The 12,660-nt window shown below is 61.2% G+C and carries 7 protein-coding genes and 1 pseudogene; 4 read left to right on the top strand and 4 right to left on the bottom strand.

Annotated elements, in window-relative coordinates; all coding sequences use genetic code 11:
• Window positions 1–61 precede the first annotated feature (61 nt).
• Window positions 62–2,218, bottom strand: a complete 2,157-nt coding sequence (locus GMO_RS00905; protein WP_008850349.1) for a glycosyltransferase — start codon at window positions 2,216–2,218, stop codon at window positions 62–64.
• A gap of 350 nt (window positions 2,219–2,568) precedes the next feature.
• On the opposite strand from GMO_RS00905, the gene GMO_RS00900 reads away from it, so the two are divergent.
• Complete coding sequence (locus GMO_RS00900) at window positions 2,569–4,029, top strand: glycosyltransferase family 4 protein (protein WP_008850348.1); 1,461 nt, start codon at window positions 2,569–2,571, stop codon at window positions 4,027–4,029.
• Here the strand turns inward: GMO_RS00900 and GMO_RS13480 are convergent.
• A complete protein-coding gene (locus tag GMO_RS13480; RefSeq protein ID WP_139064334.1) occupies window positions 4,005–4,190 on the bottom strand; it encodes a hypothetical protein in 186 nt (61 codons plus the stop codon). The genes GMO_RS00900 and GMO_RS13480 overlap by 25 nt on opposite strands.
• An 81-nt stretch (window positions 4,191–4,271) precedes the next feature.
• The gene (locus GMO_RS13475) at window positions 4,272–4,613 is read right to left on the bottom strand and encodes a hypothetical protein (protein WP_050801369.1); all 342 of its coding nucleotides are present in this window, start codon (window positions 4,611–4,613) and stop codon (window positions 4,272–4,274) included.
• Between GMO_RS13475 and GMO_RS13470 the strand changes: the two genes are divergently transcribed.
• From GMO_RS13470 to GMO_RS00885, 3 genes and pseudogenes are all read left to right on the top strand, one after another.
• Window positions 4,612–5,397, top strand: a complete 786-nt coding sequence (locus GMO_RS13470; RefSeq protein ID WP_008850346.1) for a glycosyltransferase family 4 protein — start codon at window positions 4,612–4,614, stop codon at window positions 5,395–5,397. The two genes, GMO_RS13475 and GMO_RS13470, sit on opposite strands and share 2 nt — an antisense overlap.
• Window positions 5,398–5,726: 329 nt before the next feature.
• Window positions 5,727–7,361, top strand: a pseudogene (locus GMO_RS00890) (lactate permease LctP family transporter).
• Between the two features lie 205 nt (window positions 7,362–7,566).
• Window positions 7,567–9,585 carry a hypothetical protein gene (locus GMO_RS00885; protein ID WP_008850342.1) on the top strand — a complete coding sequence of 673 codons (2,019 nt, stop codon included), beginning with the start codon at window positions 7,567–7,569 and terminating at the stop codon, window positions 9,583–9,585.
• 13 nt (window positions 9,586–9,598) lie between these two features.
• Here GMO_RS00885 and GMO_RS00880 read toward each other — a convergent pair whose 3' ends face one another.
• Entirely contained in the window at window positions 9,599–12,652 is a 3,054-nt protein-coding gene (locus tag GMO_RS00880; protein WP_008850341.1) for an efflux RND transporter permease subunit, read from the bottom strand.
• Window positions 12,653–12,660 lie beyond the last annotated feature (8 nt).

Here is a 12,660-nt window from a genome sequence, read left to right as displayed (position 1 = left end):
TTATTTCTTCAGGTCTCTTCAGGTCAGAACGAAAAGCCGGAGGGAAGACGGAAAAACCCCGTCAGGAGGTCAGCGCGACACGGGCCGGCACCTCGCGGCGGAGGCCCCGCCGGCGCCAGGGCTTCGGCGCGCGGGGAGGCGTCGCCAGCCGCAGCGCATAATCCGTGGCCTCGAGATTGGCATTGAGGAAAGGATCGTTGAGCATGACCTTCTCCCACCGCTCCAGCAGTCGCCCGACATCCACGCAGGCATTGAACAGGTTCCGCGCCGTCCCGTCCCGCCCGCGCGTTCCCCCATCCACGTGCATCAGCGTGGCATGGGGCGTCCAGACAACACGCAGCCCTTCCTTCCTCACGCGCAGACAGAAATCCACGTCGTTGCAGGTCAGGGGGAATGTCTCGTCAAAGCCGCCCGCCTGGTCGAAAACCGGACGCGGCACAAGCATGCAGGCCCCCGTCACAGCCATCAGATCCCGCGTCAGGACAAGCTGCCCCAGATAACCGGGATCATCCTCCGCCGCGCTGCGCAGGATATGCTTGGGTCCGCGCTCCGTCAGAACCATGCCGCCATGCTGCAACGTCCCGTCCGGATAGGACAGCCGCGCTCCCACCACGCCGACACCGGACTGCTGCGCCAGTGACACCATCTCCGTCAGCCACCCCTCCTCAAGGATCTCGGTATCGTCATTGAGGAAGAGCAGCATGTCTCCCTTCGCCTGACGGACCATCCTGTTGTTGAGGGCCGACCAGTTGAAAGGCGTGGCAAGACGCTGCACCGTCAGCCGCGGATCACGCCCCAGACGCCGCAGAAGATCAAGCATCTCCGGGTTAGTGCTGCCATTATCGGCAATCAGCACCTCGAAATTCTGATACCCGGTCAGCGTCAGAAGACTGGAAACGCAACGCTCGAGCAGCCTGAACTTGTCCCGGGTCGGAATGATGATCGAGACCAGCGGCGTTTTGTCCATCGGATAGACGATCCGCGGCCAGACATTCCCGCCGATATAGACATCCTCGAAGACAAAATCCGGATGGCTTTCCCGCAGATGCCGCAGAACCACACGCCGCATTTCAGGATGCTGCCGCGTCGCCCGCACAAGCGGGAACATCAGTGGCAGACCCGGCGTCCGTCCCCGATGGAACAGAAGACGCGGCAGATGATGGATACAGGCCGCCGGCACATCTTCCGTCACCCGCAGCAGCAGGTCATACCGCGCAAAGCTACCCGCATCCTCACGGATACCACCAACAGCCACGATCCGCTCGCGCCTGAACATCGCAAGCTGCCCGATCACATCGCCCGCATAGGCAAGATCCCGGTTCCATCCCGTCTTGAAAGACGGATGACAGCGCTGCCCGTCACTGCCCAGACGGTCCTCGTCACAATAAAGAAGGACAAGATCGGGCTGCCTGACGATGGCCACCGCAAATTCATAAAGCGCCGTCCGTGAAAGCTGGTCGCCCGGCTCCAGGAACGCGCAGAAATCACCCGTCGCCGCGTCCAGCGCGCGCCGCCAGCGGTCTTCAACACCCTGATGGGACGGAACTTCCACGCCCACCAGTCCGGGCACGCGCTTCACGATCTCCCGCAGATGCGTGCGCACACCCGGTCGCAGGTTCTCGGGATAAACCACGATCAGCGTCCAGTTGGGATAGATCTGCGCCTCCAGGGACGCGACCGTTTCCTCCAGAAGGTCCAGCCGGTGATCGCGGACCTGCACCATCAGGGAAAATGTCGGCCGCGTGGACATCTCCCGGTCGATATGCCGTCCGATGGCCAGCTGATCGGTCGGGGACAGCCGGTCATAACGCAGCAGCCACGCCTTGTAGGCCATGTCATCCTGCGGTGGCGCACCTTCGGGATAAAGCAGCGCATACAGATCGGTCCGCGCACGCGCCTCGTCCGATCCGGCAACAATCACCAGCGCATCGCCCCGGTTCGGGGCCGCCATGAGGTTGGCCTCTCCCTGCGGATCAGGCGTCCGGTCCAGACCGTTCTGGTAAAGGAACGACACGTATCGCGCATCGCAGACATCCTCGCCACCATGAAGCTGACGGAATTCCGGCGACCCCGCGATGATATGCGCCATGTCGTGAAACGTTGCCCCGTCTTCCATCAGGGCCGCAAAATGAGCGAGAGCCGCGGGCTCCGGCCTTCTTCCAAGGCCTGTACGGAACAGCCGGACGATGTCAGCAGCACTCTCGGTCGAAAACGGCATGGCAGAACGGTTTCTCAGAAATTGGGCACAGGAGCGAAGATAAAGATCAGGGTTTGTGCGGGATTAACACTTTCAGGCCATCGCGTGCAGTCACGTTTGCAGGTTTTTTGTCACATAAGATTTTAAATGCCGGATGATCTGTCCGAAACAGCAAATAATCGCCACAAATTCAGATTCAACAAACGGAAATTTCCAGAAACAAACATAACATCCACCGATCCGAACGCCCCAGTGTTCCAGTCAATGCCCGGGATTGCTTGCTCCGGAAGCGGCCTTTATTCTACAGAACGCCCTACCACCGTTTGACAGACCGGCGCTCCCGCCGGCCAGCCCGAGGCTACTCCGGACGCATGAGCGAAGATTATACAATCTGGATCGACGTCGAAGACATCTTCCAGTACTTCGAGAAAAACGCCCGCCCCAGCGGAATCCAGCGCCTCGTTTTTGAAATCCTTCGCGTCATCCGCCAGCAGGCCGCCTCCATGCCGGGGATCGGCCGCATCGTCCTAGCCCGTCGCGGACAGGTGGACGGCGACCTGCTCACACCCGTCTCCTTCGAGGATCTGGACGCCCTGTTCGCCGTCCGGACGGATGAAAAAGTCATCCCCGACACCACAGCCGCGTCTTCCCCCATGCGGTCGCCCGGCGCCCTCATCCGGCGCCTGCGCCATGGTGTGATCCGGCGGCTGGAGAGCCTCCCCCCCGAGCTGGCCCGCCCCCTGCTGAACATTGCCGTCAACCAGCTCCGCGCGCTTCAGCTCCTGCGCCGCTATGTCCGCTCGCGCCTGCGCCGTTCCCCGGCCGCCGCCTCTCCCGCACCGGCACCACAGCCCGCTTCCGTCACCCCCGATCCGGCCCCGGTCTCCGCCAGCGCACCGCAGCGCGGGGACATTTTCCTGATTCTGGGAGCCGCCTGGTCCGAGCCGGATTTCGGGGAACGTCTGGCCCGGATGCGACAGGTCTATGGCATCCAGCCCGTCCTGCTGCTTTACGATCTCATCCCGGCGGTGCGTCCCGAATGGTGCGCCCTGTCCCTGATCCGGGATTTCCGCCACTGGCTCGACACCACGCTGCCCCAGTGCGGCCGCCTGCTGGCCATCAGCAACGCCACCGCCCGCAGCGTGGAAGACTACGCCCGCCAGCATCGCCTGAAGCTGCTCGCCCCGGTTCAGACCATTCCCATCGGCAGCGGTTTCGGCCCGCCGCGCCGCGTTCAGGACGATCGTCCCAGGGGCCTGCCCGCTCCGGGAAGCTACGTCCTGTTCGTCTCCACCATCGAGGCGCGGAAAAACCATCTGCTGGCTTTCCGCATCTGGCGCCGTCTGGTGACCGACCTGCCGCGCGAGGAAGTCCCGACGCTGGTTTTTGCCGGCCGTGTCGGCTGGCTGGTCTCCGACCTCATGCAGCAGCTTGAAAACACCGAGTGGCTGCGCGGCAAGATCCGTCTCCTGAACAATCCGACCGATGAGGAACTGTCCCACCTCTACGAGGGCTGCCTCTTCACGCTGTTCCCCTCCCTGTATGAAGGCTGGGGCCTGCCCGTTACGGAAAGCCTCGTGAACGGCAAACCCTGCATCGCCTCGAACTCCACCTCCATCCCCGAAGCAGGTGGCCCCCTGACGCGCTACTTCGACCCGGAAGACATCGACGACGCCTATCGCGTTGTCCGCGACACCATCACGGACCGCGAGGGGCTGGCCCGTTGGCAGGAAGAGGTCCGCACACAGTTCCAGCCTGTCCCGTGGGAACGCACGACCGATGCCGTCCTGGACGCCTGCCACACGGCTTACCTGAGTGAAAGAACATCATGATCCTGTGGATCGACATTGACGATCTGCTGTTCCATCTCCTGCACCACGGGAGGCCGAGCGGCATCCAGCGCGTCGTGTTCGAGATCAGCGCAGCCCTGCGCACCCTCCGCAGTGAAAATGTCCAGTTCGTCCGGCGCGGCCCGGACGCCACTCACCCCCACGACTTCCGGACCGTGAACTGGGCCGTTGTGGAAACCCTGTTCCGCCAGATCATGGCAGGCGATGGAAAGGGAAAAGGCGGTTCAGCCGCAGCCCTCCCTCCCGTCACACCATCCATCGACAGGGTGCCGTCCGAAAAGGTCCTGTCCACCTTCCTTCAGGCGGAAGGCCGGGCGTTCGCCGGCCTGCGCACCCTCCCCGCCACGCTGGGGCGGCTGGCCCTGCGCGCCGGACAGCGGAAGCTGAGCCAGCGTCGTAACGCTGGCCGGTCCGGACAGTACATGGAGGGCACGAAACTGGCGGACGCCGCCCGCCCCGGTGACGTGTTCCTGACCCTCGGCGCCCCGTGGCACCACCGGAACTACATCCACACCATCCGCTGGATGCGCGATGACCTGCGCATGTCCTATGGCCTGCTGATGCATGATCTCGTGCCGGTCCGCTGCCCCGAATGGTGCGACCGCGGCATCATCACAACATCTCCGCGCCTGGCACCGCGCCGTCCTGCCCCTGGCCGACGTCATTTTCGCCAACAGCAAGGCCACGGCCGCGGACGTACAGTCCTATCTGACAGAACAGGACATCGGCACTTCCATCACCGTCCAGTCCATTCCGCTGGGCACAGGCTTCGGCCTCGCCGACATGCCCGTCGCCACCGAACCCCTCGTGACCGGACCCTACGTCCTGTTCGTCTCCACCATCGAGGCCCGCAAGAACCACGCCCTGCTCTTCCGTGTCTGGCGCAGGCTTCTCGAAGACCTGCCCGAAGACCAGGTCCCCACCCTCGTCTTCGCCGGCCGGGAGGGATGGCTCGTTTCCGATCTCATGCAGCAGCTCGAAAACGCCCGCTGGCTCAACGGCAAGATCCGCTTCATCCAGAACCCGACCGACGCCGAACTGCGCCGTCTCTACGCCGATTGCAGCTTCACCGTCTTTCCCTCCTTCTTCGAAGGCTGGGGCCTGCCCGTGACGGAAAGCCTGAGCATGGGACGCCCCTGCGTGGCCTCCGGCACGACCTCCATCCCCGAAGCCGGCGGCAGCCTCACGCACTATTTCAATCCCCGCGACACCAACGACGCCTACCGCCTCATCCACGACACCATCACAAACCAGACCGCTCTCGGCGAATGGACAGAACAGGTCCGTTCCCGCTTCAAACCCGTCCCATGGACAGACAGCGCCAGGATCATTTTGGAGAGCATTTCCTGACGCCAGGAAATACTCTCCAAGCCCCGTTTCCGCATACTGTCATCCCGCCGAAATGCCGGCCTTTTCTTAAAGAAGAATATCAAATTCCGAGACAGTCAAACAAAAAGCACTTAAATGAAAAGTAAATAAATTCTATAAAATTTAAACGAAATAAAAATGTTAAAAATATCCTATTCTTGAGTATTGTAACAAATATCACAAATGTTATCATAAATCCTTCAGGAATCCTTTGCCGATATCCGAAGTGATGCCTTTAATCCCGCTGTAAAAATAAGTTTATACCTCTCTTTTTATTGAACGCTTATTTTTTAAGTCCGGGAGATTTTTCAATGTCGTTATGGACACAGGTTTACGATCCCATCGGAAACATATGGATTTCCGGTCTTGTCGCCCTGATTCCAATCCTGTTTTTCTTTTTTGCATTGCTGTATCTGCGCCTGAAAGGTCATATCGCCTGTACGATTACTGTCAGTCTGACGCTGGCACTGGCCATTGCGTGCTATGGCATGCCCGTTCTGATGGCGCTTTCTGCCTGTCTCTACGGTTTCGCTTATGGATTATGGCCCATTTCATGGATCATCATCGGCGCCGTTTTTCTCTACAAGGTTTCCGTACGCACGGGTCAGTTTGACATCATCCGTCACTCCATCGCGTCCGTTTCGGAAGACCAACGGATCCAGATCCTGCTCGTGGCCTATGCTTTTGGCGCATTCCTGGAAGGCGCCGCCGGTTTCGGCGCGCCCGTGGCCATCACGACGGCCCTGCTGGTAGGCTTGGGTGTGCCAGCTCTCTACGCGGCAGGTCTGTGTTTGATCGCCAATGCTGCGCCGGGCGCTTTCGGAGCCATGGGCATTCCGGTCATCGTGGGGGCACAGGTCATCGGGGCTGATCCCGCCGAAGTCGGCCGGACTGTAGTGGAACAGCTCTTCCTCATCGCATTTCTCATTCCCTTCTGGCTCGTCGCCGTAGCGGACGGCGTCCGGGGCATCCGGGAAACATGGCCCGCCATTGTGGTGGCCGGCGACAGTTTCGCCCTGATCCAGACAGGTACGGCAGTTTTCCTTGGCCCGGAGCTTCCAGACATCATCGCGCCACTCATGACGCTCGTCATTCTTCCGGTTTTTCTGAAATTCTGGCAGCCCAAAAACATCTTCAAGTTTCAGTCCCCGGAAAAACCCCTTACGGCTTCCCCGAAAGATACTTTCACCCCACGCCAGATCTTTCGTGCCTGATCACCCTTCATCATCCTGACATTCTTCGTCGCCCTGTGGAGCATTCGCCCCTTCAAGGCCCTGTTCACGGCAGATGGCCCACTCAGCTGGACAACCCTGATCTTTGCCTTTCCCGGTCTGCATGACCGCGTCGTAAAGATGCCGCCGGTCATAGAGATGGCAACGCCCTACCATGCCGTCTTCAAGTTGGATCTGTTGGCCTCCGTAGGAACAGCCATCCTGCTTGCCGGGATTGTTTCGGTTCTTGCTTTGAAGATGAAACCGACAGCAGCTTTCCAGACCTTTGGTGACACGCTCCGGGAGCTCGCCATTCCCATCTACGCCATCGGAATGGTGCTGGCCTTCGCCTTTCTGGCAAATTATTCCGGCCTATCCACCACGCTGGCCCTCGTTCTTGCCCGGACAGGCAGCGCCTTTACGTTCTTCGCCTCCCTTCTGGGCTGGCTCGGCGTCTTCCTGACCGGATCGGACACATCCTCGGATGCCCTATTCGGAGGTCTACAGGCCGCCACGGGCCGGCAGATCGGCGTCAGCAGCGAAGTTCTGGTGGGTGCGAACACAGTTGGGGGCGCCATCGGCAAGATGATCTCCCCGCAATCAATTGCCGTGGCCTCCGCAGCCGTCGGGCCTGTGGGCAAGGAAGGCGAACTGCTGCATTTTACCCTGAAATGCAGCATTATTCTTGCCATTCTGATCGGTGTCATCACGACAATAGAAGTCTATCTTCTCTGACTTCTCTGAGCATCTCTCTGGTCTCGTACCCTGAAACGCAGTGAAAACGATCGGCCGCGTTCTCCTGAAAGAAGGCGCGCCCGATTCTGGAGTGACGCAATCGTGCGTCTCTCCGACAGGGAAAGCGCACTGAAAATCTTTTTTAGCAGAACGATTCACAAATTCGTGCAACTACTCCTGTCATCTTTTGACATGGAGTGCGTAGTTGTCCCTCTCCCCTTCTCCTGCTCTGCGGTGCTCCCATCGGACCGCCCGTGGATTACTGCTTCTGGGCACGGCCCTCGGGGTCTTTGTATGGCTCCCGGAAGCCCATGCCGACGATGATATCGTCAGCCGCATGGAACAGGAAATGAACCGCCTCCAGGCGGCTCAGGCCCATGTCCAGGAGGAACAGCGCCAGATCAATCATGACATGATGCTTCTGCGCACGGAAATGGCCAGGCACCGGAGCCTGCAAGGTCCGACCCGTGCCAGCGTGACGAATCATGCCACGAATACCGTTACGGCCAGTCACTCCCTGAAAACGCCCACACGCCTTGCGACAGAGTCACATACGCCTGTCCGCCAGTCTACCCGCACCGCAGCCAACAACGGACCGGCCGCCACGGAAACAACCGGCGCCACTGCTTTCACGGCTGCTCCTTCCAGCCCGAATGCCTCCCCTGCCCCGGACGCTGGAACGGTAGCTACCAATACCAATGCCCCTACCGCGCAGCGGGACCGGGTCACCCTCGACCCGACAGGCAGAGGGCTCATCGACCACGGAACCTCTACGCAGGTGGCCGTCCGAGGACGACGCTCCGAAGATGTCATGGTCCATTTCGCGGAAAACGGCGTCGGCCCGCATCCACGCGAAACCATTGGCGCCCAGTCCGCAGGCGCCGTGGGTGACCATGGCGTTTTCCATCTGGGTCCGGTTTCGCTCATGCTCGGCGGCTTTGTCGATACGGCGTCCGTGCTGGAAAACAGGCATGTCGCCTCCGACACGTTCAATTACTGGCAGGATATGCCGTATCCGAACGATCCGCGTTATCATACCAACAACTTCACGGGGGGCGCGCGCTACAGCCGTCTTTCCCTTCTGGCGCGCGGCAACATCAACTCTGAGTCCACGATCTCCGGTTTCTTCGAATCCGACTTCGGCGCGGGCGCGGATACGACCGATCCGTATGAAAGTAACAGCTACTCCTTCCGCCTCAGGCAGGCCTACATCGCCTTTGATGACAACAAGGCAGGATGGCATCTGCTGGGCGGTCAGGCCTGGAGCCTGCTGACACCGGGACGAGCCGGCATCGTCGCCCGTCAGGAAAGCCTTCCGGAAACGATCGAATCTTCCATGCTGGCAGGCCAGACCTGGGCGCGGCAATGGCAGGTCCGTGTCGTGAAGGATTTCTTTGACCATCGACTCTGGGCTGGTTTCTCCATCGAAAATCCGGCCACGCTGTATGACACGACAGGCTTCAGCGCCAGCAATGGCACCGTCTCCATGCCCAATGGCGCCATCGTGACACTGGGAGAAAACGGCGTCGGTCTGACGAATGACACCGCCAATTTCTCCAACGAAATCGCGCCCGACGTCATCGGCAAGGTCGCCTACGACCCGACATGGGGGCATTACGAAGTGGAAGGCATTCTCCATTTCCCTCATGACCGCGTCAGCATGGGCCACAGTGGTCATAACGAGACTGCCATCGGTGGTGGTGCGGGAGGCTCCATGATTCTCCCGGTCATTCCCGGCAAGCTGGAAATTCGCATGGCCGGTCTCGCCGGGTGGGGAATCAACCGCTACGGCTCGGTCCTGCTGCCGGATGCCACCCTGAAGGCCAATGGCGCACCGGACCCGCTCTTCGGCGTCCAGGCACAGGCGGGCGTCATCGCCCACCCCAACCAGCGGATCGACGTATATGGCTATGCAGGGACACAGCGCGTCGGCCATTCCTGGTTCGATTCAAACGGAAGCCCCTACGGCTACGGAAACCCGGGATATTCGAACGCCGGGTGCCTTCAGGAACTGTCAGCCCTGAGTTGCACGGCCAATACGCGCGCAGTCTCGGAAATCACCATCGGCGCCTGGTGGCGCTTCTTCAAGGGACGTTTCGGGACAGTCGAAGGCGGTACGCAGCTGGCCTATTCCCGGCGGGAAATTTGGAAAGGAATTGGTGGCGACCCGCATACCAGCATGAGCCAGATCTTCTTCGACTTCCGTTACCTACCCTTCCAGTAAGCACTCCGGCGCGTCAGTCCTGCCTGCCGAAGAACCGGGCATAGAGGGTGGGCAGGACGAACAGCGTCAGGAGCGTCGAGGACACAAGCCCGCCGATCACCACCGTCGCCAGCGGACGCTCGACTTCGGCGCCCGATCCATTCGAAAAGGCCATCGGAAAGAAACCCAGACTGGCGACGGAGGCCGTGGCTATGACGGGACGGAAACGCGCTCGCGCCCCCTGGAACGCTGCCTCTGCCGCGCGCATTCCCTCACGACGGAAAATCCTGATCTGACTCGCCAGCACGACCCCGTTGAGGATCGCTACGCCGAACAGAGCGATGAACCCGATCCCCGCCGCGATACTAAAGGGCAGCCCGCGCAGGGTCAGAGCGATGATCCCCCCCGTCGCAGCAACGGGCAGGTTGACGAAAACCAGCGCAGCGGCCTGCATCGAGCCCAAAGCTGCCAGCAGCAGCAGAAAAATCAGCCCCAGGGAGAGCGGCACCACGATGGCAAGCCGCCGCAGGGCAGATTGCATGTTCCGGAACTGCCCGCTCCAGACCACCCGGTAACCGGGGGGCATTTTTACCTGCTGCTCCACAGCCTTCTGCGCCGCAGCCACGAACGAACTGACATCCCGCCCGCGGACATTGGCCTGCACGACGAGACGGCGGCGGATATTGTCCCGCGTGATGCTGGGGGGACCATCCACAAGCGCGACATGCGCCACTTCAGACAACAGGACCCAGCCCAGCCCGTCCGACCGCCGGATCTGAAGCCGCCCGATCTTTTCCGGGGAAGACACCGCATCGGGGCGCATCGTGATTTCCGTGGGGATGATTGCATTGCTGACGGTCACCGGATGACCGATATGCCCCCCAATCACTTCCACAGCGGTCAGGATGTCCTGCACCGTTACGCCCAGCCGCGCCGCCGCATCGCGATTGATATCCACGTTCAGGAACGGCACCTGTCCCGAGACCTGTGACGCCACATCCGCCGCCCCCGGCACACCACGGATTGCTGCAGCCACCTGATCCGCCAGCCGGCTCAGGACCGACAGATCCTCCCCGTAAATCGAAACGGCGAGCTGCGTTCGCACTCCTGACAGCAGATCGTCCATCCGCATCTGAATCGGTTGGGACCAGGAATAGGCCGCCGAAGGCAGACGATGATGCAGGGCGTCATCCATCGCTTCCACCAGCGCGGTCTGCGAGGAGGCCGTCTTCCATTCCGATCTCGGCTTCAGGAACACGAATGTATCCGTCTCGTTCGTGCCCATCGGGTCGGTCGGAATAGCGGCCGTTCCCGTATTGCTGACGACGGTGCTGACTTCCGGAAAGGAGCGCAGGATCTTTTCCTGCTCCGTTACGCCCTGCAGAACAGTGGCAAGCGAGGCGCTGGGCAGCCGGGTGGACGTCAGGACAAGCGATCCCTCTTCAAGCTGGGGAACGAATTCGCCCCCCAGCCGGGACGCCAGAAACACGCCGAGCAGGAATGCACATGCGGTGAAGAGGATCAGCTTGCCGCCATGTTCTTCCGTCCAGCGCAGCCCTGGTTCGTAATACCGCCGCAGGAGCCGGACGAAACCCGTTTCCCGGTGGGGACGACTGTGACCCATGATCAGTGCCGCCAGCACGGGGACACAGACAAAGCAATATGCCAGCGAGGCTAGGAGCGCCATGATGACAGTCTCGGCCATGGGGCGAAACATTTTCCCTTCCACGCCCTGGAGGGTCAGGATCGGCAGATAGACCATGATGATGACAAAGATGGCGAAACTGACCGGACGGGCCACGGCCCGTGCGGCATCCGCTACTAGCAGCGACAGGGAACGGTCCTGCTGCCGTTCACGCTCCACCATCAGATACTCGATCACGACCAGCGAGCTGTCCACGATCATGCCAAAATCGATCGCACCAAGGCTTAGCAGGTTTGCCGAAACACCGAAAAACCTCATGCCGGCCATCGCCATCAGCAGCGCCGCCGGGATGACGGAGGCAATCACCGCCGCCGCACGCCAGTCCCCCAGCACCACGAACAGGACGCCCAAAACTAGAACCGCTCCGAGCAGAAGATTTTCCTTCACGGTCCGGATCGTCTGTCCGGTCAGGGTTGCCCGGCTGTAGAATGGCTCAAGCGTGACCCCGGGCGGCAGAGACTGGCGGATGGCAGGAAGCGCCTGCCGGATAGCGGCCAGAACGGCGTTCGAGCTCGCTCCCTGCTGCATCATGACGACGCCGACCACGGCCTCGCCCTTTCCATCCCGCGTGACCGCCCCAAGCCGTGTTCTGGCACCCAGCCTTACAGTACCAACATCTCGCAGGCGGATGGCCTGCCCGTCCTGTCCCAGCTTGACCGGGATGGCAGCAAAATCATCCAGACTGCCGACCAGCGCACGCCCGACAACGACTTCCTGCTCGGCATGATGAACGATCCATCCGCCGCCTGCAGTGGCATTGTTGTCATCCACGGCGCGGCAGACATCCCCCACTGTCACCCCGAGCGCCAGCAGACGCGCCGGGTCCAGCGCCACCTGGAACGTCTCCGCCGCGCCACCATTGACGTTGACATCCACCACCCCCGGCACCAGCCGGAGCTGCGGCGCCACTGTCCAGGTCATCATGCGGTTCAGATCCGTGAGGGAAGAACCCGCTCCGCCAATCTGAAGCTGCATGATCTCGCCCATACCGGTCGCGAGTGGTCCCATCGCGACGCTGACACCCGGTATGGTCATGTTTTCCCGGACGCTTTGAAGTCGTTCGGATACGCGGGCACGGTCCAGATCGATATCCGTTCCATCATCGAACTCGAGATAGACGACCGACACGCCCGACCGCGACACTGAGCGCAGATCCCTCGTCCCGGGAATTCCGGTCAGGCCCGCCTCCATGGGAAAGGTGATCAGCCGCTCAACCTGTTCAGTCGCCAGCCCCGGAGCTGTAACAGACACCAGAACCTGCCGCGGAGAAATATCCGGCACGGGCTCGACCGGAAGACCCGGCACCGTCATCAGGCATCCGGCCAGCACCGCGGCCAGCAACCCCAGAACGACAAGACGGTTGGTCTGGAACAGTTCAAACATCCGGTTGC

The organism is Gluconobacter morbifer G707, from assembly GCF_000234355.1.
Classification (GTDB): domain Bacteria; phylum Pseudomonadota; class Alphaproteobacteria; order Acetobacterales; family Acetobacteraceae; genus Gluconobacter; species Gluconobacter morbifer.
Note: the sequence above shows the minus strand (reverse complement) of the source record. Positions and strands in the feature narration are given on the sequence as shown.

What these genes read in the sequence shown, in the direction of transcription:
- GMO_RS00905 (WP_008850349.1), bottom strand. Translation starts at nt 2,218, where the DNA reads ATGCCGTTTTCGACCGAGAGTGCTGCTGACATCGTCCGGCTGTTCCGT.
- GMO_RS00900 (WP_008850348.1), top strand. Translation starts at nt 2,569, where the DNA reads ATGAGCGAAGATTATACAATCTGGATCGACGTCGAAGACATCTTCCAG.
- GMO_RS13470 (WP_008850346.1), top strand. Translation starts at nt 4,612, where the DNA reads ATGATCTCGTGCCGGTCCGCTGCCCCGAATGGTGCGACCGCGGCATCA.
- GMO_RS13475 (WP_050801369.1), bottom strand. Translation starts at nt 4,613, where the DNA reads ATGCATCAGCAGGCCATAGGACATGCGCAGGTCATCGCGCATCCAGCG.
- GMO_RS00880 (WP_008850341.1), bottom strand. Translation starts at nt 12,652, where the DNA reads ATGTTTGAACTGTTCCAGACCAACCGTCTTGTCGTTCTGGGGTTGCTG.